The organism is Acinetobacter sp. SM1B (assembly GCF_003289665.1).
Taxonomy (GTDB): Bacteria; Pseudomonadota; Gammaproteobacteria; order Pseudomonadales; family Moraxellaceae; genus Acinetobacter; species Acinetobacter schindleri.
Genome location: NZ_QMBM01000001.1, coordinates 2,414,757 through 2,440,259 on the forward strand (window position 1 = coordinate 2,414,757; position 25,503 = coordinate 2,440,259).

At 43.7% G+C, this 25,503-nt stretch carries 25 protein-coding genes; 7 read left to right on the top strand and 18 right to left on the bottom strand.

What is annotated here, in order from left to right; all coding sequences use genetic code 11:
- Window positions 1-19: 19 nt before the first annotated feature.
- The 4 genes from C8322_RS11660 to lptF form a co-directional block, all read right to left on the bottom strand.
- Complete coding sequence (locus tag C8322_RS11660) at window positions 20-1,192, bottom strand: S41 family peptidase (protein ID WP_004810144.1); 1,173 nt, start codon at window positions 1,190-1,192, stop codon at window positions 20-22.
- A gap of 20 nt (window positions 1,193-1,212) precedes the next feature.
- On the bottom strand, window positions 1,213-2,763 hold the full coding sequence (gene gpmI, locus C8322_RS11665; RefSeq protein ID WP_034424062.1) for a 2,3-bisphosphoglycerate-independent phosphoglycerate mutase: 1,551 nt from the start codon (window positions 2,761-2,763) through the stop codon (window positions 1,213-1,215).
- A gap of 124 nt (window positions 2,764-2,887) precedes the next feature.
- Window positions 2,888-3,958, bottom strand: coding sequence for an LPS export ABC transporter permease LptG (gene lptG, locus C8322_RS11670; RefSeq protein WP_004810149.1), 1,071 nt, complete (start codon window positions 3,956-3,958; stop codon window positions 2,888-2,890).
- Between the two features lie 2 nt (window positions 3,959-3,960).
- Window positions 3,961-5,061, bottom strand: coding sequence for an LPS export ABC transporter permease LptF (gene lptF, locus C8322_RS11675; RefSeq protein ID WP_004810151.1), 1,101 nt, complete (start codon window positions 5,059-5,061; stop codon window positions 3,961-3,963).
- 162 nt (window positions 5,062-5,223) lie between these two features.
- On the opposite strand from lptF, the gene C8322_RS11680 reads away from it, so the two are divergent.
- The 3 genes from C8322_RS11680 to C8322_RS11690 are packed head-to-tail and all read left to right on the top strand — an operon-like array spanning window position 5,224 to window position 7,692.
- Window positions 5,224-6,672, top strand: a complete 1,449-nt coding sequence (locus tag C8322_RS11680; protein WP_111810653.1) for a leucyl aminopeptidase — start codon at window positions 5,224-5,226, stop codon at window positions 6,670-6,672.
- Window positions 6,665-7,072 (top strand): DNA polymerase III subunit chi, encoded by a 408-nt coding sequence (locus tag C8322_RS11685; RefSeq protein ID WP_004810155.1) that lies wholly within the window; start codon window positions 6,665-6,667, stop codon window positions 7,070-7,072. The genes C8322_RS11680 and C8322_RS11685 overlap by 8 nt, the downstream gene beginning before the upstream one ends.
- Window positions 7,073-7,101: 29 nt before the next feature.
- The gene (locus C8322_RS11690; protein ID WP_004810157.1) at window positions 7,102-7,692 is read left to right on the top strand and encodes a hypothetical protein; all 591 of its coding nucleotides are present in this window, start codon (window positions 7,102-7,104) and stop codon (window positions 7,690-7,692) included.
- Between the two features lie 59 nt (window positions 7,693-7,751).
- Here the strand turns inward: C8322_RS11690 and C8322_RS11695 are convergent, their stop codons facing one another.
- The 7 genes from C8322_RS11695 to glnK all read right to left on the bottom strand — a co-directional run bounded on the left by C8322_RS11695 (window position 7,752) and on the right by glnK (window position 13,882).
- Window positions 7,752-8,297, bottom strand: a complete 546-nt coding sequence (locus tag C8322_RS11695; protein ID WP_004810159.1) for a VTT domain-containing protein — start codon at window positions 8,295-8,297, stop codon at window positions 7,752-7,754.
- Window positions 8,298-8,406: 109 nt separating this feature from the next.
- Entirely contained in the window at window positions 8,407-9,066 is a 660-nt protein-coding gene (locus C8322_RS11700) for a riboflavin synthase (protein WP_004810161.1), read from the bottom strand.
- Window positions 9,067-9,087: 21 nt separating this feature from the next.
- On the bottom strand, window positions 9,088-10,380 hold the full coding sequence (locus C8322_RS11705) for a DNA adenine methylase (protein WP_004810163.1): 1,293 nt from the start codon (window positions 10,378-10,380) through the stop codon (window positions 9,088-9,090).
- Complete coding sequence (gene ribD / locus C8322_RS11710) at window positions 10,377-11,465, bottom strand: bifunctional diaminohydroxyphosphoribosylaminopyrimidine deaminase/5-amino-6-(5-phosphoribosylamino)uracil reductase RibD (protein WP_004810165.1); 1,089 nt, start codon at window positions 11,463-11,465, stop codon at window positions 10,377-10,379. The genes C8322_RS11705 and ribD overlap by 4 nt, the downstream gene beginning before the upstream one ends.
- 2 nt (window positions 11,466-11,467) lie before the next feature.
- Window positions 11,468-11,935 (bottom strand): transcriptional regulator NrdR, encoded by a 468-nt coding sequence (gene nrdR / locus C8322_RS11715; RefSeq protein WP_004810168.1) that lies wholly within the window; start codon window positions 11,933-11,935, stop codon window positions 11,468-11,470.
- Between the two features lie 139 nt (window positions 11,936-12,074).
- Window positions 12,075-13,484, bottom strand: coding sequence for an ammonium transporter (locus C8322_RS11720; protein ID WP_004810169.1), 1,410 nt, complete (start codon window positions 13,482-13,484; stop codon window positions 12,075-12,077).
- A 59-nt stretch (window positions 13,485-13,543) separates the two neighbouring features.
- Entirely contained in the window at window positions 13,544-13,882 is a 339-nt protein-coding gene (gene glnK, locus C8322_RS11725; protein ID WP_004281042.1) for a P-II family nitrogen regulator, read from the bottom strand.
- A 276-nt stretch (window positions 13,883-14,158) separates the two neighbouring features.
- Between glnK and C8322_RS11730 the strand changes: the two genes are divergently transcribed.
- A complete protein-coding gene (locus tag C8322_RS11730; RefSeq protein WP_004810171.1) occupies window positions 14,159-14,386 on the top strand; it encodes an accessory factor UbiK family protein in 228 nt (75 codons plus the stop codon).
- A gap of 64 nt (window positions 14,387-14,450) precedes the next feature.
- The gene (locus C8322_RS11735; protein WP_111810654.1) at window positions 14,451-15,938 is read left to right on the top strand and encodes a YifB family Mg chelatase-like AAA ATPase; all 1,488 of its coding nucleotides are present in this window, start codon (window positions 14,451-14,453) and stop codon (window positions 15,936-15,938) included.
- 60 nt (window positions 15,939-15,998) lie between these two features.
- Here C8322_RS11735 and C8322_RS11740 read toward each other — a convergent pair whose 3' ends face one another.
- The 3 genes from C8322_RS11740 to C8322_RS11750 form a co-directional block, all read right to left on the bottom strand.
- Entirely contained in the window at window positions 15,999-16,781 is a 783-nt protein-coding gene (locus tag C8322_RS11740) for a TorF family putative porin (RefSeq protein WP_111810655.1), read from the bottom strand.
- A 371-nt stretch (window positions 16,782-17,152) separates the two neighbouring features.
- Entirely contained in the window at window positions 17,153-17,455 is a 303-nt protein-coding gene (locus tag C8322_RS11745; protein WP_004810179.1) for a hypothetical protein, read from the bottom strand.
- Window positions 17,456-17,598: 143 nt separating this feature from the next.
- The gene (locus C8322_RS11750; RefSeq protein WP_004810182.1) at window positions 17,599-17,916 is read right to left on the bottom strand and encodes a TorF family putative porin; all 318 of its coding nucleotides are present in this window, start codon (window positions 17,914-17,916) and stop codon (window positions 17,599-17,601) included.
- Between the two features lie 509 nt (window positions 17,917-18,425).
- Here C8322_RS11750 and C8322_RS11755 point away from each other — a divergent pair.
- Window positions 18,426-19,751, top strand: a complete 1,326-nt coding sequence (locus C8322_RS11755) for an OprD family outer membrane porin (protein WP_004810184.1) — start codon at window positions 18,426-18,428, stop codon at window positions 19,749-19,751.
- A 99-nt stretch (window positions 19,752-19,850) separates the two neighbouring features.
- Here the strand turns inward: C8322_RS11755 and ppa are convergent, their stop codons facing one another.
- Both ppa and C8322_RS11765 read right to left on the bottom strand, forming a co-directional pair.
- A complete protein-coding gene (gene ppa, locus C8322_RS11760; RefSeq protein WP_004281037.1) occupies window positions 19,851-20,387 on the bottom strand; it encodes an inorganic diphosphatase in 537 nt (178 codons plus the stop codon).
- Window positions 20,388-20,508: 121 nt separating this feature from the next.
- Window positions 20,509-20,907, bottom strand: coding sequence for an MAPEG family protein (locus C8322_RS11765; RefSeq protein WP_004810187.1), 399 nt, complete (start codon window positions 20,905-20,907; stop codon window positions 20,509-20,511).
- A gap of 99 nt (window positions 20,908-21,006) precedes the next feature.
- On the opposite strand from C8322_RS11765, the gene C8322_RS11770 reads away from it, so the two are divergent.
- On the top strand, window positions 21,007-21,405 hold the full coding sequence (locus C8322_RS11770; protein ID WP_004810189.1) for a hypothetical protein: 399 nt from the start codon (window positions 21,007-21,009) through the stop codon (window positions 21,403-21,405).
- Window positions 21,406-21,456: 51 nt separating this feature from the next.
- Here C8322_RS11770 and C8322_RS11775 read toward each other — a convergent pair whose 3' ends face one another.
- Both C8322_RS11775 and parC read right to left on the bottom strand, forming a co-directional pair.
- The gene (locus C8322_RS11775; protein ID WP_008305159.1) at window positions 21,457-23,133 is read right to left on the bottom strand and encodes an AMP-binding protein; all 1,677 of its coding nucleotides are present in this window, start codon (window positions 23,131-23,133) and stop codon (window positions 21,457-21,459) included.
- A gap of 149 nt (window positions 23,134-23,282) precedes the next feature.
- Window positions 23,283-25,502: a DNA topoisomerase IV subunit A gene (parC, locus tag C8322_RS11780; protein ID WP_004810194.1), complete on the bottom strand. Its 2,220-nt coding sequence runs from the start codon at window positions 25,500-25,502 to the stop codon at window positions 23,283-23,285.
- Between the last annotated feature and the right edge of the window lies 1 nt (window position 25,503).

The following is a 25,503-nucleotide window of genomic DNA, read 5'->3' on the forward strand; positions in this document are numbered from 1 at the left end:
GGGGGCTATGCCCCCTTCATTATTTTTGTAAAAGCAATAATTCAGTGATGTGATCCAGATAACTTTCTTCCCTCATCTCAACGCCAAGCGGATAACTGAGGTGAGGCTGCACACCAAGACCCTCAATACGCTGACCACTGGGACTAAAATATTGCGATACCGTCATCTGTAACGCCGCCCCATTGCTAAGAGGAAACAGTTTCTGCACCACACCTTTACCATAGCTTTTTTCACCGACCACCCAGGCACGGTTATGCTCTTTCAAGGCAGCGGTAAAGACTTCGGCTGCAGAGGCAGAACGGTTATTAATCAAGATTCCAATTTTCAGATTCTGAAATTCAAATCCTGGTAAAGCCTGAAACTGCTGATCCCCTTCTGCCCGGCTTTTGGTTGAGACAATAATGCCCTGATTCAGGAATAGATCCGCAGACTCTACCGCTGCCGAAAGCAGGCCACCTGGATTATTACGTAGATCAAATAACACGGCTTTTAAACGTTGACTGGAATAGCTGTCAATAATTCGTTTAATTTCGTTGGCTGTGTCCTGCTGGAAGACCTTGACCTGCAAGACCAGCACCTGATTATTATGCAGGGTCGATTTAATCTCGGTATCTACTTTGATATTACGAACCAGCGTCACCGGCGTACTTTGCGCAGAAAGCTGAATGCTTAAAGTAGAGCCTATCGCGCCACTGAGCAAATCCCGAACCTGCTCGCGCTTCAGCGTATTTAAGATCTGATCATCAATCTTGTAAACAGTCACGCCATTACGCAATCCCTGCTTGGCAGAGTCGGCATCCGGACTAAGTCCCTGCACCATCCACTGCTTCAATTGCGGATTAAACTGCAGGTCAAAATCGATACTGGCTAGATCGCCTTCGGTATATTGACGGAGCTGTTTGAAGTCTTCTGGAGAAAGATAACGGGAATAGCGGTCTAAACCACCGACCAGACCACGAATTGCCTGTTGGAATAATGCATCGTCATTTTTATCTTGAATATAATTATCTTTGACAATGCCATAAATCTGCACGAATTCCTGAATCGAAGAAACCGGAATTTCGCTATAGGTTTGCTGGTCCATGACCATATCATCGAGTACCGGACCCTGGGAACCAGCACTCCATGCCGAATGGCTCAAACACATCAGTAAGCTTGCGAGTACAACTGACTTCTGCTGTGATTTTGCCATTCTTTATCCTATTGATATTTTTATAAAGCGTTCAGCTCAATTAAGTTACGGCCCTGCATTTCTGCCGGCACTGGAAGTTGCATCAGACTTAACAATGTTGGCGCCACATCCGCCAGTACACCGCCTTCTGCAATCGTTGCCGAAGTTGGACCCACATAAATAAACGGAACCAGTTCAGTCGTATGTTGGGTATGTACCTGACCACTTTGATAGTCCTGCATCTGCTCAACATTACCATGGTCTGCAGTAATAATCATATGGCCTTTTTGCGCCATCACGGCTTCATAAACACGACCTAGGCAAGTGTCTACTGCTTCCACTGCTTTGACTGCTGCATCAAATACGCCAGTATGACCGACCATATCACCATTGGCATAGTTCACCACCAGCAGGTCAAACTCACCTGAGTTGATCGCTGCAACCAGTTCATCGGTCACTTCGTATGCACTCATTTCCGGTTTGAGATCATAAGTTGCTACATTTGGAGATGGAATCAGGATACGTTTTTCACCTGGATATTCATCTTCACGACCACCGCTGAAGAAGAAAGTCACGTGTGCATATTTCTCAGTTTCTGCGATACGTAATTGGGTTTTGCCCAGGTCTGATAAATATTCGCCAATCGAGTTCACCAGCGCTTCTGGCATATATGCTACAGGCGCATCGATTGTTGCCTGATAACGGGTCAACATCACATATTTCGCCAGATGTGGCACAACTTTGCGCTCAAAACCGGTAAAATCTTTCTCAACAAAAGCACGGGTTAATTCACGCGCACGATCCGCACGGAAATTCATGAAGACTACGCTGTCACCATCCTGAATCGCAGCCACATCACCGATACGGGTCGCTTTTACGAATTCATCGGATTCATCTGCTGCATACGCCTGTTCAAGACCTTCTACTGCAGTGGCTGCCGTACGAACTGCTTCACCTTCAGTCAGCAAACGATACGCCTGTTCCACGCGATCCCAACGGTTGTCACGATCCATGGCAAAGTAACGGCCAATCATGGTAGCAATACGGCCTTGACCTGGATATTGAGCAAAAACAGCGTCTAATTTTTCTAATGATGGTTGTGCACTTTTCGGCGGCGTATCACGACCATCCAGGAAAGCATGTAGATAGACTTTGGCACCACGTTTTAATGCCAGCTCTGCCATCGCTACGATATGGTCTTCATGTGAGTGCACACCACCTTCAGATAACAGGCCCATAATGTGTACGGCACCATTTGATGCTTTGGCTTTTTCTACCGCATCAATCAGTACTTCATGCTCAAAGAACGCACCGGCACGGATATCTTTGGTAATACGGGTGAAGTCCTGATATAACACACGGCCAGCACCCAGGTTCATATGACCGACTTCAGAGTTACCCATCTGACCATCAGGCAGACCGACATCTTCACCAGAACCAGAGATCAAACCATGCGGATGCTTTTCCTGCATAGCAGTTAAATGAGGTCGTTTAGCCGCTAAAAACGCATTGTCTTCGACCGCTTCGCGATGACCCACACCATCCATAATTACCAATACGTGAGGGATTTTGCCAGCAGTTGCATCCGTCATAATGAATACTCTTGTTCGTTTACGAATTAATCGTTCTATTTTAACTAATTTTGCAGTGAGAGGCCATGACCACACCATGGTTTAAGCCTCTCACTGCGATTGATTTCTTCTATTTTCTTGTGGCTTAGCGTGCCCGATGCAGTAGATAACCACCAATTGCAAACATGATGATAATTGGAATAAATACAAACCATGCGGGCGACGGCGCATAGACTAAACTCGCATAACCCAAGAAGTCCTGCAGATAGAAGAAGCCTAAACCTGCAAATAGTGCAATCACCAAGCGAAAGCCCATAGATTGTTGACGCAGCGGTCCAAAAATAAAGGAACAGGCAATCACCACCAGTGCAATCAGGGCAAATGGCGAGCCGACTTTCTGCCAGAAAGCCAGTTCATAGGTCTTTGGTACCTGGCTATATTCATGCATATAGCTCATGAAACTGACCAGTTGACTAGGCGATAGATCCTCCGGGTCAATGGTCACCATATGCACATACTTCGGTTGCAGCGCTAAGGCCAGCGGCTGTTCGGAATGTGTTATCAGCGTGGCATTACCATTCTGCAGAATATTCATTTCCTGCGTATTCTGCAGAGTCCACGCACCATCCTTGATAAAATCACCCTGCTCGGCTTTTAGCGTCCCGCGCAGACGATAATCTTCATCAAAGTCCAGCATCTGTACATTTTTTAGCTCACCTTTGGCATTAGCATAGTCAATGTAGATAAAACGCTGACCTTCACGGGTCCAGTAGCCTTTAACCTCACCAATTTTTACAGGCTTGTTGTAACTCTTCACTGCTTTGGCCTGCTCATTGGTATACGGAATTACCCATTCACTTAAAGCAAAAGATAAAATCACCAGGAGTAATGCCGAACGAATCACCCAGCCGACAATCCGCCACAGGCTGACCCCGACCGAACGCATCACAATCAGCTCACTGTTAGAAGCAAGTGTACCTAAGCCGAGAACAGCACCAATCAGTGCAGAAATTGGTAGGATCTCATACAGATAGTTTGGCGCGCCCCACAGCACATATTTCAGTGCCTGCCAGGCGCCATAGCCTTCTTTTAGTGAGCCTAATTCACCCAAGTAAGTAAATAATACCTGTAGACCGGCCAATACGGCTGTTGCACCGAGCATAGCAAGTGCAGTGGTTCCGGTCACATGTTTTGCAACGATACGACGTGCCAGCATGATTAAGACCTCGCTCGTTGAATCTGTTTCTTGATTTTCGGCGCCAGCTTCTGTTTACGTGCAAATAGAGCCGCAGCAATACCATAGAAAATCAGGACCATTGGATAAGCCCAAATCCCCATTTCCTCTTTACTGACGCGCGTTTTTACTGCCATTAAAGCTACAATCAGGCTGGCAAAGATCAAGAGTGCTGGAAAGAGTTTAAGATAACGCCCCTGACGTGGACTCACTTCAGACAAGGCATTGGCCAGCATCAGCGCCGCAATAATCGCAAATGGTACAAATACTCGCCAACCGAGCTCACTGGCGACCACAGGATCCTGACGGTTTTCCCAGAGTTTTGAAGTCGGCAAGGCTTCAACCTCAGCACTTTCAAACTTGGCTTCTTTATCATTTTCCAGACGCAGACGATAAGTCTCGAATTCCGCTTGGGTATATTTCGGCATGCCGGCAAAGATTTCATAACGGCGACCATTGACTAGATCCACCACATTGGCGGTGTCCCCTGCCACTTCTACACGGGTCGCTTCTTGCGCCAGAATCATAACATCTGGTTTGCCTTCACGTTCTGCACGTTGATAGAAAAAGATATCTTTCAGGTTTTTACGGTCTTCCGACAAATCACCTGCATAAATGGTATAGGGTCCCGAGGAAATAAATTCTTTCGGCCGTACCAGATCGAAACCCGTCCGTACTGCCTGCTCATTGGTCAATGCTTCAAACTGACGAATACCCCACGGTGCCGCCCAGAGCATTAAAAATGCCTGAACGACTAGAAATACTAAAGTCATCGGAATGAGTAATCGTGCCAGCTGATTGCGACTGACCCCGCTACCATTCATGACTGCCATTTCATGATCGACATAGAGCCGGCCAAATACCAGCATCAGACCAATAAAGAAACCTAAAGGTAAAATCAGGGTCAGGAATTCAGGCAAACGATAACCAATAATACTGAACAGAATGCCTGCATCCAGACGTCCTTGTGCTGCCACACCGAAGTACTTGATCAGTCGACCACCCATCATGATCAAGGTCAATAAGGCAATCACAACCAAGGATGTTGATACAACTTGCTTGACCAGATAACGCCGAATAATCAAATTAAATCTTCCAGAATACAGGGTAAAAACTTGTCATAGTTTACCCGAATGTTAAGCTTAAAAATATAAAACCGATACTTGAGTTGAACATTGAAACCCTGTTCAGGAAATTGTTTCAATGGTTTAATGGTTGCAAATTTTATAAGGCTTAAATAAACGCATATGAAACTGACAATTAATACGTCATTCCAAGAGAATGCATCCAGCCAATATCTGTTAATTCTTGTAGATTCTGAGCAACTTCAGCAGTCAGCTGCGACTTATCAGATTAACAAGTTCGAAGAAATCACCACAGCGACACAATATAAAGCAGGTCTAGATGAAACCCTGGCATTAGTTGGTAATGTTCCAGCGAGTACTAACGCTTGTCTGGTTGGCTTGGGCAAGACTGCTGAACTACAGCCGGGCAAACTGGCGAAAGTTGCGCAAACTATCATAAAAGCAGCACAGAAAAAATTCCAGCAGATCAGCGTAGACATTTCTGCCCTGCCAGTCCAATTTCATAACATTTTTGCACTATTGCTGACCCAGGCTGCGTACGCTTTTGATGAATTCAAATCCAAGAAAAATGAATTTGTACTTGAGCAAATCAACCTGATTGCGACCGATAGTCCAGTAACTGCAGAACAGCTGCAATTGCTTCAGGCAGTGCAAACCGGCCAAAACTTAGCACGTGACTTGGGTAACCGTCCAGGCAATATTTGTTTCCCGGAATACCTTGCGGAACAGGCACTGGCTTTAGCAGCTGAATATCCAGAACTGCTTAAAGTGAATGTACTGGATGAACAGCAAATGGCTGATCTGGGAATGCACTCTTTTCTGGCAGTGAGCAAAGGTTCAGACCGTCCAGGACGTATCATTACCATCGAATATCATGCAGAACGTAGTGAAGCACCTGTGGTTTTAGTCGGCAAAGGGATTACATTTGATACTGGCGGTATTTCCCTGAAGCCAGGTGCCGGCATGGACGAAATGAAATACGATATGTGTGGTGCAGCTTCCGTGCTGGGTACCATGCGTGCATTATGCGAATCTGGTTTAGATATTCATGTTGTGGGTACCATTGCCGCTGCTGAAAACATGCCATCTGGCAAAGCAACCCGTCCAGGCGATATTGTCACCACGATGAGCGGTCAAACGGTTGAAATTCTGAATACTGATGCAGAAGGTCGTCTGGTACTTTGCGATACTTTAACTTACGTAAAACGCTTTAACCCTGCTCTCGTGATTGATATTGCAACTTTGACCGGGGCCTGTGTGGTTGCACTGGGTTCAGTCCTGACTGGCATGTTCACGCCGGATGATGAATTGGCCGCTGAACTCGAAGCTGCTGGTCAAACTTCATTTGACCGGGTATGGCGTATGCCAGTATTGGATGATTATCAGGAACAGCTGGATTCTCCATTTGCAGATATTGCCAATATTGGTGGTCCTAAGGCCGGCTCTGTGACTGCAGCCTGCTTCCTGCAGCGTTTCACCCATGACTATCGCTGGGCACACCTAGATATCGCAGGTACAGCCTGGAATTCAGGCACCAATAAAGGCGCAACAGGTCGTCCAGTGCCATTATTAATGCAATTCCTGGCGAACCGTGTTCAAAAGAATGGCTAAAGTCAGCTTTTATTTATTTGAAAAAAGCCCTGAACGGCAGGTCGAAAGTACCTGCCGTTTATGCCGCAAGATTCTGCGTCAGCCGGAACGGATCTGGTTACTCTGTGGTGATGTGGACTTGCAGCAACAGCTGGATGAACATCTGTGGACGTTTGATCCTACCGGTTTCATCCCGCATGGTATTGACCAGCCACAGGCCAGTGTCTGTATCTCTGCAAGCTTGCCTGAGCAACAAGACTGGATTATCTTTAATTTTAATCCTGAAGCACTTGAACCTTACGCTAAATTTAGTCACATTATTGAGATTATTGAAAACAACGAAACGGCCAAGCAACTCGGCCGCGAGAAGTTTAAGCAATACCGTCGACTGGGTATTGAGCCGAAAACTTATAAACTGTAGCCCTACTTAAACCTCATAAGGAGATGCCCGTGGCATTAAATGTTGGTCCAGATTTCAAACAGCGCTGGTTAAATGTGCCTGAAGCTGTGCGTCAGACCTTTATTGATGACCTCGCGCGTATCTGCGACGTACTTCAGCCAGAGACGTCATTGCAGGAATGGCTGGCACATGACCAGCAACTGCAAAAAGAATCCGAGCGTAAAATTGAGGAAGCTTATGCACAACGCAAAGCGGAACTGATTGAAGAAGCACGGATTCGCAAACAGCAGGCCCTTGAAAAAGCGCTGGCAGATAAGCGTGCTCAGGAGCAGGCGTATATCGAGCAAATGAAGCTGGATGAAGAACGTAAATATGCAGAACAGACACGTACCCTAGAATTATTACGGGACAGCCTGAATGCTGAAGTCCTGAATTATGCGGCACGTTTTGAGCAAAATCGCATTTTAAATTCCGCCCAAATCAAAATTGATGATACTGAGATTCTGTCAGAGCTGGAAAGTACCCGATTACGTCTGGAACTGGAAGCCGAAACTGCGATCGAGGAAACTTTGGTACAGCTGCGTAACCGCTTACGTGCTGCAGCCCGTGAAGAAATTGATTACATTCTGCAAAAGCGTTAATTGACTTAGAAATAAGCCTAGAAAAGCCCACAAAAGTGGGCTTTTCTATTTATTCACATCTAGAAAAAATCTGCCAGCATAAAGGCGGCATTACCTGCCATATAACCTATGCCCAGTAAGCTTACAATCCACAATACGCCTCCAGCCAGATTGTAAAGCGTAAAAGTCATAAAATTCATATGGCCCGAACCGGCAGCAAATGGAGCAAAAGAACGTACAAAAGGAATGAAACGTGCAATCAAGATGGTTTTGCCGCCATGCTTCATAAAATAATGATTGGTCTTGGTCAAATATTCGGGTTTAAAGAAACGCGAATGTTGATTGAAATATTTTAAGCCTAACACTTTGCCAGTGTAATAATTGACGGTATAGCCCAGCACTGCCGCAGTAAATAGCAGTAATCCCATAGAATGCAGCGTAATCAAATCGCTACTAGAACAGAGCGCACCGACTGCAATTAACAGGCTATCTCCCGGCAGGAAAAAGCAAAATACAGATCCCGTTTCTGCAAAAATCACCAGGAATAAAATGGCATAGATCCACACCCCATATTGCTCAAGCAATATCGGCAAAGACTGTTCCAGGTTTAGTAAGAAATCGAGCATTCGACCTGTCCGCTGGGGTTAAAATCGTAAAGTGAAGTCAGGATTATCCCGAAAAATAAAAAAACAGTCTAATTTTTCAATTAGACTGTTGAGTATTTAGGCAGTTTGGTTATTTTAAAAAGCCATTTTCAGCTAAAAAATCCATACTGATTTTTGACTGTGGTGTGGTTTCAGCTGCCTTGTTACCCAGCAACAAACGCTCGATATAACGTGCTAGCACATCGACTTCCAGATTAACTTTGGTCCCGACTTTCCAGGTGCCAATATTGGTTCGTTCAGCGGTATGCGGAATCAGGTTTAAACTGAGAATATTGCCACGCAGATGGTTAATCGTCAGGCTGATACCATCTACTGTCACTGAACCTTTCTCTGCCAGATACTTGGCAATTTCAGCAGGTGCTGTCACTTCAAAATAGATGGAACGGGCATCAGAACGCACTACCGTGATTTCGCCCACCGCGTCGACATGACCAGAAACAATATGCCCGCCAAAGCGTGTGGTTGGCAGCATGGCTTTTTCAACATTTACAGGTTGACCCGCTTTCCAGTTACCAAGTGTGGTTCGATTTAAACTTTCTCGAGACACGTCTGCTGCATACCAGTTGTCGCCCCAGTCAATTACAGTCAGGCAAATGCCATTGGTGGCAATTGAATCGCCCAGATGGACATCGGTCATATCCAGATCAGTCTGAATACGTAAGCGTACATCACCGCCGACATTTTGCAGGCTTTCGACCTTACCGAGGCTTTCAATAATACCTGTAAACATTTTCTATTCCTTTTTATGCTTTTACCAGAGAGCTAGCTGCGTACTCACACTGGTCGTATCGACACCACCCAGTTCTGCATAATGGTGTAACTGACCCAACAATTGACGGATCGGTGGCCCAGACTTGGCATGCGTGTCGGTAATCACGATAAATTCCAGTACACGTGCACGCTCGGACTGGCGCTGCTTGCTGACACGGTAACGTGGCACATCTTGAGTTAGCAAGGTCACACGGCCACGTTTCAGATTGGCCTGCAACAGATCTGTCGCACTGATATTACCATCGGTTGAATAACTGGTCAGAATAAAACGTGCATTGATGGTTGCCAACAAGGTTTCATAGGCTTCCTTGGCATGCTTGGACGAGTTGTACTGACTTGGACGCTCTTTACGCCAAGCACGGTCGATCCCGCTCTTAAAGCCTTTGGTATCGGGTGTCGGTAGATCCACCTGATCCCAGAGGGTTAAAGCATTCAACACATGATAGTTACTGCTATAAGCATGCTGGTTATATGGTGGATCGAGATAAGCAACATCCACTTCAAAGCCACTCATCTGATTCGCCAGATGCTGGGCATCGACACACCACATTTCAGCTGCAGGACCTTTATGCTTGTTATCTTCACAGAAACGGCTTGGTGTTAACCAAAGCAGCGATTCAATACGTTCCAGCGCGGTCTGGGTTTTACCGCCCCAGCCATGATGGAAGCTCTTAAATACGCCTGAAGTATTGCTGACAAAACTGGCTGAATATAGAAGTGGTGCCAATAAAGCACTCATTTCCACATCATCAATTGCGCCTTGGGCTTGCCAGGTGGCAATCTGCTGGCGTATCGCATCAATACGCATACCATTACGGCGTTTGAAGAATAAACGGTCACGGGTCGGATCATAAATTTCATCATTGCGTGGACACAGGTTATGTGTCACCCAGCCTTTGACTTCTGGTAAACGGTTCAGATAATCAATCGCTTTCTGATAGCCACCGAGCTCTTTAAAGGCAGGTGCTTCGGTACAAGCTAAAACTGCATGATTGAGTGCATGACTATACGGTTCCCAGTCATTGGCAATCACCCGATAGCCATTCTGACGGGCCAGACGTGAAACCACCCCCGAACCTGCAAAAAAATCGGCAAAAATCGGCGCACGGCCATCTTCACGTTTTAGGGTTCCCGTGCTCTCAAGTGCTTCCAGAATTAAGTGTAGTAAACGGCGTTTGTTCCCCAGATAAGGAACCAGCTGATGGAAAAGATATTCATCTGTGGTACGTGCCGCATGGCGACGTTTGTGGTAAACCGTAGACTCTGAATTCATAGTGTCTCTTGAGAAGGAATTAACCTGAAGCGCACGTCATCACCCAAACGGGTCACGTCCTGCAATTTGAATCGAAGTTGTTCTGCCATTTGGCTGAATTCTGCATTAAACATACTACGCGCAGTTTGCCCCAATAGAGTCGGTGCAACATAGCTGATGAGTTCATCCACCAGTTTTTCCTGTAAAAATGCGCTAGATAAAGTCGCTCCTGCTTCCACCAGCACGTCATAAATCTGATGCTGCTGAACCAGGTACTGTAATAATTCTTTTAAAGGCTGAATCTCAAGCTGGATCACACCGAGATCCGCCAGTTCCTGACGATAAGGTCCCATCACCATCACCGTTTCTGGTTGTTCCAAAATCTTAGCAGTGAGTGGCAAACGACCTTGGCGATCCAGAATAATCCGTTTTGGCTGAACAATCCTGCTGATGTCATCAACGCCTTTCAGGCTACGGACATTGAGCTGGCAATCATCGGCCAATACTGTTTCAATCCCGGTAATTACCCCACCAGAAATCGCACGCCAGTGCTGGACATCTTGCCGAGCCTCTATACCGGTAATCCATTTCGATTCACCCGAAGCCATCGCGGTACGACCATCCAGACTTAATGCAATTTTCACACGCACATAAGGCATCCCAGTCGCCATGGCTTTCAGAAAACCATAATTGAGTGGATGTGCTTCATCTTCACAGATGCCCACTTCAACGTTGATACCAGCATCTTTCAGGATCTGTACACCTTTTCCGGCGACCAGTGGATTTGGATCAGGACAAGCCACGACGACTTTAGCTACGCCAGCTTCAACCAGACCTTTGGCACAAGGCGGGGTCCGCCCATAATGCGCACAGGGTTCCAAAGTCACATAAGCGGTTGCACCATGGGCCTGCTCACCGGCCTGACGCATTGCAAAGACTTCAGCATGTGGTTGACCCGCTTTGGGATGAAAACCTTCGCCCACTACTACGCCATCTTTAACTATGACACAGCCAACGTTTGGATTCGGTTTGGTGGAATACTGGCCCTGACGTGCCAGTTCGATGGCACGGCGCATCCAGATTTGATCTTGAGTTATTTCAATCATGCTTATTCTTGTAATTCGCCGCGTTGCTGCATCTGTTCGATCTGACGACGAAAGGCTTCGACATCCTGAAAGTCCTGATACACCGAAGCAAAACGTACATAAGCAACATGATCGAGGGCAAACAAAGACTGCATCACGATTTCACCAATAGTGCGTGACTTGACATCACGTTCACCGAGACGGCGAATCTGCAATTGGATATCGCTAAGCACCGTTTCAATCTGTTCCTGTGTCACAGGACGTTTTTGCAAGGCATGCATAAGAGAACGGCGTAATTTGGCTTCATCAAAGGGTTCATTCTTGCCATCAGACTTGATGACCCGCGGCATTACCACTTCATAACTTTCAAAGGTGGTAAAGCGTTCATTACAACTGACACATTCACGACGACGGCGAATCTGGCAACCTTCGGCGGCCAGGCGTGAATCGATCACTTTACTGTCTGGTGTATTGCAAAATGGGCAATGCATAGCGGTTTAATTGAACAAATCCTGATGATTTCCGAGTGTAGCAAAAATTCTGAACTTTGTAGAGTTTTACGCAATATATAGAAAAAAAACAGCCCTGACGGGCTGTTTCACACAATATATTGATTATTGTTTTAGCAGATTATTCGACACGTTCGCCGTGTTGGCTCAAGTCCAGACCCATGCGCTCATCATCAGAAGAAACACGGATACCAATGATCAGATCGATCACTTTCAGGATAATAAAGGTCAAGATTGCAGAGTAAGCGATTGTTGCCAGTACCCCTTCAATTTGTACCCATAATTGATGCATTACATTGGTTGGTGCACCGTCACCCATGATAAATTCGCTGGCAAAGAATGCAGTCAGAATCGCACCGACAATACCACCTACACCATGCAGACCAAAAGCATCTAGAGAGTCATCAGCCTTAAGCATACGTTTCAGTGCAGTAATACCCCAGAAACATACTACACCACCGATGAGACCCATCGCTAAAGCACCACCTACAGTCACGAAACCAGCTGCTGGAGTAATCACTACCAGACCTGCAACCGCACCCGATGCACCACCTAATACAGATGCTTTACCACGTGCAATTTTTTCAGTAATTAACCAAGAGATCGTTGCTGCTGCTGCTGCCACTTGTGTAACCACGAGTGCATAACCTGCTGAACCGTTTGCACCCAATGCTGAACCACCGTTGAAACCGAACCAGCCCACCCATAGTAAGCTTGCACCGACTACAGTAAGCGTCAGATTGTGTGGTGCCATAGATTCGCGTCCTAGCCCCATGCGCGAACCCAGCATGTAGGCCGCAACCAGACCTGCAACACCTGAGTTAATGTGTACGACTGTACCACCAGCGAAGTCCAATGCACCGTCACTGCCTAACCAGCCGCCGCCCCATACCCAGTGAGTAATTGGCGCATAAACCAGAATCACCCAAAGTGTGATGAATGCGATGAAAGCACCAAACTTCATACGTTCAGCAATAGAACCGCTAATGATGGCAACCGTAATAATCGCAAAAGTCATTTGGAAAATGACGAACAGGATTTCAGGAATGGTACCTGACAGCGCTTCAGTCGTAATACCGGACAGCATAAATTTATCTAGGCTACCAATAAAGGCATTACCTTCACCAAATGCCAGGGTATAACCAATCACGACCCAGACAATGCTGACTACTGCAGCTGCTACAAAGCTATGTGCCATAGTACTCAGTACGTTTTTCTTACGTACCATACCACCATAGAACAGGGCTAAACCTGGAATGGTCATGAGTAGAACTAGGGCTGTTGACGTTAAAATCCAGGCAGAGTCACCTGTATCGAGTGTGGCTTCTTCTTCTGCAGCTGCCGCTTCTTCAACCGGCGCTGTTTCTACTGCTTCCACAGCAGTAACTTCTGTAATATCTGGAGTTGCGGTTGCATCAACTAAAGCAACTTCCTCGGTAGGAACGGCTGCTGATGCGGCTTCTTCAGCCCAGGCAACAGAACCGCCCAAAAGTGCGCTGGACAGACCCAACGCGAGTAGTATTTTTTTCATTCGTATCCCCCAACCAAGTTTTTGTGAGTTATTCGCTACTCAGCAAACTTTGTGCCAAATTAAACAGCGTCTGCACCTGTTTCACCTGTACGAATACGGATGACCTGTTCCAGATTTGTTACGAAAATTTTTCCATCACCAATTTTGCCTGTGCTTGCTACACGCGTAATTGACTCGATTACCGCGTCAACCATTTCGTCGCTGATCGCGATTTCAATTTTGACTTTTGGTAAGAAATCAACAACGTATTCAGCGCCACGATAAAGTTCAGTATGGCCTTTCTGACGACCGAAGCCTTTGACTTCAGTCACAGTGATGCCTTGAACGCCAATTTCAGACAATGCTTCACGCACATCGTCTAATTTGAAAGGTTTTACAATTGCAGTTACGAGCTTCATGTTTGTTTTCCTTCGGCTTATTTCACCAGTAAGGTTTTATGTTCAAATTTCATGCCAAGATTTCTAAGGTCGGGGGAAATTAGAAAGCTCGACATGCGGTTTCCCTGAATATTATTTTATACTTATAAATCTTTTGAATCTTCAAATTTTAGTCATTTTTATGTGGTCTTTTATGATAATAATTATCGATTAATCCCATATTTTGTCTGAAATACTATAGTCTTGATTGCTGCGGTGTTAAACTGTGCGCTTATTTCCATCTCTATGGACCACACAATGATTGAAACTTTATTACAAGCAATCTTGCAGCAGATCGAAGAACCAAAAAAAGATCTAGAACATAATCTTCGGGCTTTATTAAACGAAGCAGTAAGTAAAATGGATCTGGTTTCAAAAGAGGAAATTGAACGTCAGCGTACAGCCTTAAATCAGGCCAATCAGCGTTTAAATGAGTTGCTCAAACAAGTTGAATCACTTGAAGAAAAGATATCGAACAAAAAATAAGCACCAGTGAAGTGCATAAAAGACAAATAACGAACAATAATAACGCACCAAAATGGAACAATAAATGTCTTTTGCTAAAATTCATACCCGGGGATTGCTGGGACTGCATGCCCCTTTAATAGAAGTGGAAGTTCATGTCAGTCAGGGCATGCCTTCCTTAACTATTGTTGGACTGCCCGAAGCGGCGGTTCGGGAAAGTAAGGATCGGGTTCGTTCTGCTATTTTGAATAGTGGCTACCAGTTCCCGACCAAACGCTTAACTATTAACCTGGCTCCTGCTGACCTGCCCAAAGACGGTTCACGCTTAGATCTACCGATTGCTTTAGGGATTCTGATGGCATCGGGGCAATTACCCGAAAACTGTGCTGATGGTATGGAATTCATCGGTGAACTTGCTTTAGATGGTCAACTCCGTCCCATCACTGGTACGCTTAGTATTGCGATTGCCTGTCAACAATCGCAGCATGAACTGGTTCTACCTAAGGAAAATGCTCAGGAAGCCTGTCAGTTACCTGATTTCCGGGTATTTGCCGCTGCTCATCTAAAAGAAGTTTGTGATCATTTAAATAGACTCGCACCTTTAGTCCAGATGCAGGCCCGACCACAGGTGAATCACTCAGATTCTCGCTTTGATTTAGCCGATGTCAAAGGCCAGCTGCGCCCAAGACGGGCTTTGGAAATTGCTGCTGCAGGTGGACATTCTTTATTATTTAGAGGACCTCCTGGAACCGGTAAAACTTTACTGGCTTCTCGGCTAGCCAGTATCTTGCCGCCTCTCAATACTGAAGAAAATCTTGAAGTCGCCAGTATTTATTCTATTGCCAATAATAGTCATACTTTTGGACAACGTCCTTTCCGCGCGCCACATCATACTGCGTCTGCAGTTGCCCTGGTTGGTGGAGGATCGCATCCTAAACCAGGTGAAATTACGCTGGCACATCTAGGTGTGTTATTTCTCGACGAACTGCCGGAATTTGATAGGAAAGTCCTTGAAGTATTACGTCAACCTTTGGAATCTAAGGAAATTGTAATTTCGCGTGCCTCTCGACAAATTACTTTCCCAGCCAACTTTCAGCTGGTTGCAGCGATGAATCCCTGCCCTTGTGGTTATGCTTTTAATCAGGATATTCGCTGCCAGTGTTCTCCAGAAATGATCAAGCGTTATCAGAACCGGATTTCTGGGCCATTACTGGATCGGATTGACCTGCATATCGATGTGCCTCCTCTGCAAGCTCATGAATTACAATCTACACAACCGGTAGAAGATTCTGCAACCGTTAGGGAGCGTGTGATAACTGCCTACGAACTGCAAATACAAAGACAGAACAAGCTGAATATGGCATTAAACCCAAAAGAATTAGAGCAATTTGCGCCACTAAATGCTCAGACCAGTAAAATGTTTGAACTTGCCCAACAAAAGTTAAATTTATCTGCCCGTGCTTATCATAGGGTATTACGAGTAGCACGAAGTATAGCTGATTTAGCTGAGAATTCAGAAATTCAGCCTCAGCATTTATCGGAAGCTTTATCTTATCGAGGTCAGCAAAGCTAAACGATTGGACAATAAAAATAAAAAAAAGGCGACATTTGTCGCCTTTTTTCTATTAAACAATTAGAAGCTGTAACCTAGACCTAGGACAACTTTATTTTTTTGTTTTATATCATTACGGTCATAACCACCGAAAATATAGTTCATACTTGCAGTCAAGCCAGTATCAGCAAGTGGCTTGCTTAAACCGATATCGAAATGACGAAAACCAAAACTCTCTGTTGAGTCTTCAATAAAGTCACCACTTTCCTCATAAATATATAAGCCTAATGCAGTATCCAAACTAAAATCTTTTGGTAATGCATAACTATAAGATGCTTTTAGATAAGTATCGCCTGTATTACCCCAAAGAGTATCTTCTAGCAAAGTTTGTGCAGTGATACCTAAATCTTTATAAGTCAAACCCAACATGGTTTCAAAGCCATTTGCATCTTTGGTACCAATATCATAATAGTAATAATAAGTTACGCCTGCTGTATAACCCCAGTCATCATTGATTGAACCGCTATAGCCTGCATAGAAATCATTTTCGAAAGCATTAGTGACTTCACCTGTTTCAACAATTACAGGAACACCGTCAGTATTTAAAAATTCATCTGTATTCACATATCTTAGGGTTGATCCCCACCAGCCTGCATAAAAACCTGAAGCATGGTTATAGTCTAAACCACCATTAATTGTGGCATCTTTATTTTCAGGTGTATTTGTAATACCACGCAAGTTATAGCTCGATAACACACCGATATTGCCAGATACTGAGTGCGGAGATGTAGGCTCATCTGCAAAAGTAAAACTGGATGCTGAAGCTACTGCTGCAACTGCTAAAGCTTTTAAAGTGAATTTCATTGTTAGATTCCCCCAACCGTCCGCAGACGTTTTTAGTTGTGTTTTTAAACTCAACTTAGGCTTTGCAATAGCTATGCCAACCCATAAAAAGGAAAATCCAAATTAGCTATAAAAGTTTTTTATTTATATAAATATTTGATTTTATTTATATATATTAAAAATTAAAATTTAAATTGTTTTAGGTTAAACGATAAAATTAAGAAAAAACTGAAAAATAAAGTACTTGCGCTATTCCACTGTATGTCTAAATATTCGCTTACAACTTGCTACTTTTTGAAGCTATATTTTATATAGATAAATTTTTATGCATAAAAAAGGTGCATAATATTTAATCAATATGACACACCTTGCAATCCCTGTTTCAGCAAAACCTAGAAATTAAAGTTTGCACCTACGACAATATGATTATCGAAATCTATATCATCACAACCTTTGCCGCCATAGACATAGTCCAGACTTAATTCAATTCGTTTTGCGACTGTTTTACTTAGTCCAATCTGTGTTTCATTAAAACTAAAGCTTTCTGTGGTCTGAATCAGTTGATCATCACCGCTAGCGTTATACAGGGAAGCACCTACTGACGTATTCAGGTTAAAGTTTTGCGGTAATAGATAGCTATAAGCTGCACTGAGATAAACATCTTCTGCATTTGCATAGTTAAGATCTGTCAGCATGACATCTAAACCTAAGCTCAGGTCGTTATAAAACACGTCATTCAGTATCTCAAAATCAGTAGTACGCGCTTATCTGGGCCATCTTTACTATAAACTGTCCCATCATTTTGATAGTAATAAGATACGATCTAGGATTAGTAGCTTCAGTTCTCATTCAGCGCTCGGCCATAACCAATATAAAAGTCATGCTCAAAACCATGATCCTGATTTGCATCAGAAGAATCATAATTTAAGGTTGAGCCCCAATAGCCCAGGAATCTCCCGCTGTTGTGTGTATATTCCAGTCCAAACTGTACCAATGGATCATCATTTTCCTCACCACCACGGTAAATATATTTGTTCATGACACCAATAATTGCGCTAAGTTCACCCCTAGATAGATTTTGGGTATCTTCAGCAAAAGCACCTGAAGTCATGGTAACAAGAAGCACAAGCAAACCGAGTTTTGGCAGTTGAGACATACATGCCCTCATTTACCAGGTTTGAATAAACGGGGGGTTAAGAATATGAAAAACGTGAATAATAAATTTTTACCAAAAGGTTTAAAAATGAAAATGGATGACTGTGAACTAGTCTAAATAGTGAATTGCAGTATAAAGGAAAAATTTAAAGTATTGTTAAAGTGGACAAAACAGCTTATAGAATCTTTTAATCAGTTTTAACCTTACATAACATCAAATTAAAAAAAATCAATATGAGCTCTGAAACATGCCCTTCATTATTAAAAATATTACATTATAAAAACTTTATTTTTATCTTATTGTTTTCAATATTAATTTTACCTTATGGAAAAAAATAATACTAAAAACTATAGCGTGATTGTGAATAATAGGTTAAAAAAACTCAACTTTAGTTTAAAGAATGTCATAAAAACGATATTTTTTATCAGATTAATTATACAATTTGGTTAATTTCTGCGTGTGCTTTAAGCAGATGCAGTACAAAAAAACATATATGAGGCTCTCTCCCCATGTTAAACGCAAAGAAACTTACATTAGCAGTGTTGGTACAAGCTGCTCTGATCTCTACAGCTTATGCAAGCGAACAAAGTGAAGCAAAAGGCTTTGTAGAAGATGCTGAAGGCACAGTTCTATTCCGTACGGGTTACTTAAGCCGTGATAAAAAAAATGGTGTTGATGATACAAGCTCTGCAGCTCAAACAGCAATAATTAATCTAGATTCTGGCTTTACCAAAGGTATTGTTGGTTTTGGTGCAGGTATCATTGGTGATGCTTCATTTAAACTCGGTAAAAATGGGCATACTGGTAACCAAATGATCCCAACGCATAGTCAAGATAATGCCGATGGAACTAAAGATGCCTATGATCATTGGGCACGTGGAGGTGCTTATGTCAAAGCACGCGTATCAAACACAACGGCTAAATATGGTACGCAAGTATCTGAAATTCCAGTAATTGCAAGTAATACTGCTCGTTTAACCCCTGAGTACTACACTGGTCTTTATATTGAAAGTAACGAAATTAAAGACTTGACGTTAATCGGTGGTAAATTCACTAAAAATCAATGGTCTAATGATATCAGCTCAGACCAACAAAATTTGGACAGTGCTATTTTCTGGGGCGCGAAATACAAGTTTAACGACCAAGTTAATGCCTCTTATTATGGGGTAGACGTTAAAGATAAATTAGATCGTCACTATGGGAATGTAAATTACAGCTTTCCTACAGCAAATGGTGCGACCGTAACTTTAGAGGCAATGGGTTACAATACTAAATGGAAAGTTGGAGCAGCAACCACTGATCCACGCAGTGCAACTGAAGAATTGACTAACTCAATTTGGGGTGTATCTGCAAGCTATAACAGAGATGCACACAATTTGATGCTTGCATACCAAGATAATGCGGGCAACATAGGTTACGACTATGCTTACAACGCAGATGGTCTACAAAGCATTTATGTACCAAACTCATACTTATCCGACTTTAAGGGTAACGATGAAAAATCTGTTGGCTTACAGTACAACTATAATTTTAAAAACCATGGTCTTCCAGGTCTAAACTGGACAACAGCATTCGTTTATGGTTGGGATATTGATGTAGCCGAAATAAATAATCCAGCACAAATTATCGACCAAGCTGAAGAACATGAATTCTTTAACCAAGTGAAATATACGGTTCAATCTGGTGCATTCAAAGATGCAAACTTACGCTTACGTCACTCATACTTGCGCGCAAGTGATACTTACAATAATGCTTCTGGCAACTATGTAAGTAATGCTATCAGCTCAACAAATGAATGGCGTATCTGGTTAGACATCCCGGTGAAATTATTCTAATGTCCTGACGATGCTTTAAATCAAAAAAACCTGCACATTGTGCAGGTTTTTTTATTTAAGCTTTAAAAGTTTAAAGACTTAAATGGAAAAGCAAAGCAATTATTTGTTTGCTTCTGCATAAGCAGCAATTGAGTCTAGTACTTCTTGTTTCGCAACATCTGCACCTTCCCAACCACTTAACTTAACCCATTTACCTGGTTCCAAGTCTTTGTAGTGCTGGAAGAAGTGTTCGATCTGGCTGATCAATAATGGAGGAAGATCAGTATATTCCTGAACATCTTTATAGATCGGTGTCAATTTGTCGTGTGGAACTGCAACCAGTTTCGCATCAACACCACCGTCATCTTCCATGTTCAGTTTGCCCACAGGACGGCAGCGAATAACAGAACCCGGCTCTACTGGGTGTGGTGTCACAACCAATACGTCTAGAGGGTCACCATCTAGAGATAAAGTGTTTGGAACATAACCATAGTTTGCTGGGTAGAACATTGCTGTACCCATGAAACGGTCTACAAATAGCGCATCAGAATCTTTGTCGATTTCGTATTTGATTGGTGCTGCGTTTGCAGGAATTTCAATAATTACATAGATGTCATTTGGTGCATCTTTACCCGCTGGGATATTGCTGTAGCTCATAGCATCACTCTTTAACAAGTTAAATCTTTTAAAAACCGCGACAATTATAACGGTTTTTTGCAGATTTTTTTCGGTTTAAAAATATCGAACAATTAATCAGGCGATTGATGGCTGGACTGACCTAAATTAGTTTGATGATCAGTAGCAATAACGCAATCGGACATAACATGGAAAGCAACCACATGATGGAACGCAATGTCGCCCAGTTTGCCAGATAGCAAATACCGTACAGCACCCGGAAAATCAGATAACCAATACCAAAAGTCATAATCAGACTTTGCGGCATGACCAGATATTCAGCCATCAGGACAGCTGCAATAAACAGCGGCAAGCTTTCAAAACTGTTCTGCTGAACAGCATGAGCACGTTTTGCAACACCGGTAGACTGTTCTAAAAAATCACGCGGATTCTGGTTATCTTTAGCCTTAAAGCCTCCAGCTTTTTTAGCAATCATGGTAAACACATAAGGTAGCAGACAAGCCGCTAAAATGAGATAAATGATCCCACTAATGCTCTGCATCTGATTTTTCTCATGAAAATTTTATCTGTATCATAGCATGGCATTTCGTGAATAAATTTTGTTAAATAGGGTGTTTTAGCAACCACATAAGGATTCACGATGGTCAGTCCCGATCAAAAAGAAATGTTGGATGTACTGGAACGCCAGCGTCAACATCAGCTGCAAGTGGATCGCGTCCTGAAAATTGTATTGCCGATCGTGGCATTTTTACTCAGTGTCATCGCCGCCAATATGAATATCTGGTCAGCTCTGTTCACCTTTGTGATGTTATGGATTGCCTTTTATGCAGTGGGCATCAAGCGCTATACCCTGTGGCATTGGCTGACGATTATTTTAGTATATTGCCTGATTGATAATGTGCTCAGCTATGGCGAGTTCTACCGCCCTGGTTTCAACCGTCACTTCATTAGCCTGTTTATCTTCGTCGGGATTGTAGGCGTTGGTCGTCGCTACTTCGACCGCTGGTGGATGGAAAAGAATAAATCTGCCCAACTTTAAAAAGATTCCATAAAAAAAGCGCCTATCAAAGGCGCTTTTTTTACACAGCTTTTAAGCTGTTTTGCGTAGATCTTTACGCAGGATTTTACCTACGTTAGATTTTGGCAATTCATCCAGGAATTCTACATAACGCGGACGCTTGTAACCTGTCAGATTTTCTTTTGCGAATGCCAGAACTTCTTCAGTTGTTAAAGATGGGTCTTTTTTCACCACGAACAGTTTAGGCACTTCACCTGATTTCTCATCTGGTACACCAATAGCAGCCACTTCCAGCACTTTTGGATGTTTCGCAACGATTTCTTCAATCTCTGAAGGATAAACGTTGAAACCAGATACCAGAATCATGTCTTTTTTACGATCTACAATCTTCACATAACCACGATCGTTCATCACACCGATATCACCGGTACGGAAGTAACCATTAATCATGACTTTGTCAGTTTCATCCTGACGGTTCCAGTAACCCTTCATCACCTGAGGACCACGGATTGAAATCTCGCCCTGCTCGCCCAATGGTACTTCATTGCCATCGTCATCTAAAATTGCAACTTCAGTCAACGGCAATGGAATACCAATGGTGCCGCTAAATTCTTCAGATGCAGGCGGGTTTGCAGTTGCAACCGGAGAAGTTTCTGATAAACCATAACCTTCGATGATGTTAGTGCCTGTAACTTTCTTCCATGCTTCTGCAGTAGAAGGCAGCACCGCCATACCACCACCCATCGCCATTTTCAGACGACTGTGATCCAGCTGTTTGAAGTCTTCATTATTGATCAATGCATTGAATAAAGTATTCACTGCCGGGAAGAACGTTGGCTGGTATTTACGTAATTCTTTAATTACCGCAGGCAGATCACGCGGATTTGGAATCAGAACATTGGCTTGACCTTTATACATACCGTACAGTGCACACACCATGAATGCAAAGATATGGTACAACGGTAGAGCACAGAAAATACGGTCATCTGGCTGGCCATCTTGTGCACCGAATTTGCTCTGGAAAATACCATCACATTGCAGCATGTTTGCAACCAGGTTGCGATGTGTCAGTTCAGCACCTTTAGAAACACCTGTCGTACCACCAGTATATTGCAGTACAGCAGTATCACTTAAAGTCAGTTCAGGACGTTTATAGTTCGTTGGGCTGACTTTGTTCAGCGCAGCATTGAACTTGATGTGACCTGGAATATCCCATGCTGGAATCTGTTTACGTACAGAACGTAGCACAAAATTAACTAGCGTACCTTTAAGTGCACCCAGCATATCACCTACAGAAGCAACAACGACGTGCTTCACTGGTGTTTTGCCAATAATTGCTTGATATACAGAAGCGAAGTTTTCAATGATCACCAGTACTTCTGTACCAGAGTCATTTAACTGATGTTCAAGTTCACGTGAAGTATAAAGTGGATTTACATTGACCAATACCAGACCAGCACGGAATACGCCCAATGCCACGACCGGATATTGCAACACGTTTGGCATCATCACTGCCACGCGTGTACCTTTTGCAAGCCCCAAGCTCTGTAAATATGTTGCAAATTTACGACTAGCTTCTTCCAGCTCGTTAAACGTCATTACTTTATCCATAAAGATAAAGGCATCACGTGAGCCAAACTTCTGGAAATTACGCTCAAAAATATCAACTAATGAAGTGTTTTCTGGTGGCAGTTCTACAGTGCGTGGAATCCCTGTTTTCTCGTATTCAGCGAACCAAATCTTTTCCATAATGCCATTCTCTCCAATCATAATCCTTAGAATCTCAACTGTTTTTTTCAATATTGCGCTAATTTTTTAACTTGTTTATGCGCAATAATGCATCCATCTTGTCGAATCGTTGTTCATATATAACGTATTTCGATTGATGGATGCTAGTCTTATCTTTGAATCAACAGTTTATTTGCTTTTTGATATCCGCGTGGTAAAAGCTGTCCTTTCGAACCGCGTTTGCCGATGTACTTTTGCAGATCATCCCCTTTTAATTTTATTTGCTGTTGTCCTGCAAGCACTTGAATTATTTCATCTAAACTCAAGGCTGTCATGGACAAAATCTGATCTTTATCTTCAAGTTGTATCAATTTATTACCTTTGCCTCTATTCAACACAGGTAATTCAGTCAAATCAACAATTAATAGACGACCTGCAGAGCTGAGCAATGCCAGATGAGTTTTGTCTTCAAGTGGCTGCAGATTCATTGCCTGCGCACCTTCCGGCACAGTCAGGAATGCCTTGCCCGCCTTGGCATTGGTATCCAGCTGCTTGGCTTGGGTCTTGAAACCATAACCTTTGCTGCTGATTGCGAGGATTTCTGCCTCATCTTCGGCAACCAGAACCTGTTTAAAGCCGACGCCACTTGCAGGAGAAAGTTTTGAACTCAGTGGTTCACCTAATCCTCGCGCAGACGGCAGACTGTTGATGGCCAAGGCATAACTGCGCCCCGTATCATCCAGTACATAAACACGCTGATTAGATTTGCCTTGGGCATGACTCAAGTACTGATCCCCTGCACGGAAGTTCAGGTTTTCGGCATCCACTTCATGGCCTTTGGCACAGCGGATCCAGCCAGCTTCAGATAAGACCACGGTCACCGGATCAGCAGGCAGCATTTCAGTTTCATCAATTGCCGCAGCTTCGGCACGCTCTACGATTGGAGAACGGCGATCATCACCAAATTTCTTGGCATCATCTTTAAGTTCATTGATGATCAAATTCTTTAAAGATTCTGGATTGGCCAGTTGCTCACGGATTTCAGCTGCCTTGGCTTCTAACTCTTCCTGCTCACGGCGCATTTCCATTTCTTCAAGCTTGGCCAAATGACGCAACTTGAGTTCTAAAATGGCTTCTGCCTGAATTTCATCAATACCGAACCGTTGCATCAGCACCGGTTTAGGCTGATCTTCTTCACGGATGATCTGAATCACTTCATCAATATTCAGGTAGGCAATGATCAAGCCACCCAAAATATGTAAGCGTTTCTCGATTTTATTCAGATGGAATTGCAGACGACGGGTCACAGTGGTCTTACGGATTTCAATCCATTCCAGCAAAATACGACGGATCGATTTCACCTGCGGGCGACCATCCGCACCAATCATATTCATATTGACGCGATAGCTGGATTCAAGATCGGTGGTTGCGAACAGATGACTCATTACCGATTCAGCATCGATACGATTTGAACGCAACACAATGACCAGACGGGTCGGATTTTCATGATCGGATTCATCACGTACATCTGTGACTAAAGGCAGTTTCTTTGCCTGCATCTGGTCTGCAATCTGGGTAATGATTTTGGAACCAGACACCTGATAGGGCAGTTCAGTAATCACGATCTCGTTTTTTTCAACCGTATATACGGCACGCATACGGTAACTACCACGACCTGTCGTTTGCATTTTTAGCAATTCAGCCGGTGGAGTAATAATTTCTGCTTTGGTCGGTAAGTCCGGTCCCGGAATATATTCAGCTACTTTGACATCGGTCAGGTTCGGATTACGAATCAGTGCAATTGTACCTTTGACCACTTCACGCAGGTTATGTGGTGGAATATCGGTTGCCATACCCACGGCAATACCCGTGGTACCATTCAACAAGATGTTCGGTACGCGTGCCGGCAGATTGACTGGCTCTTTCATCGAACCGTCGAAGTTGTCCTGCCAGTCACAGGTGCCTTGACCCAACTCAGAAAGCAATAATTCACTATATTGTGACAGTTTGGCTTCGGTATATCGCATCGCCGCGAAAGACTTTGGATCATCTGGTGAACCCCAGTTGCCCTGCCCCTCAATAAACGGATAACGGTAACTGAACGGCTGTGCCATCAGCACCATCGCTTCATAGCAGGCTGAGTCGCCATGTGGATGGTATTTGCCCAGTACATCACCCACAGTACGTGCAGATTTCTTTGGTTTGCTGGTCCACTTGAGCCCCAGCTCACTCATGGCATAAACAATACGGCGCTGTACCGGTTTCAGACCGTCACTGATGTGTGGCAGTGCACGATCCATGATGACGTACATGGCGTAGTTGAGGTAGGCCTGTTCGGTAAATTCTGCTACGGAACGGTTTTCTGTCGCATGATGCGCAAGGCTTGTCATA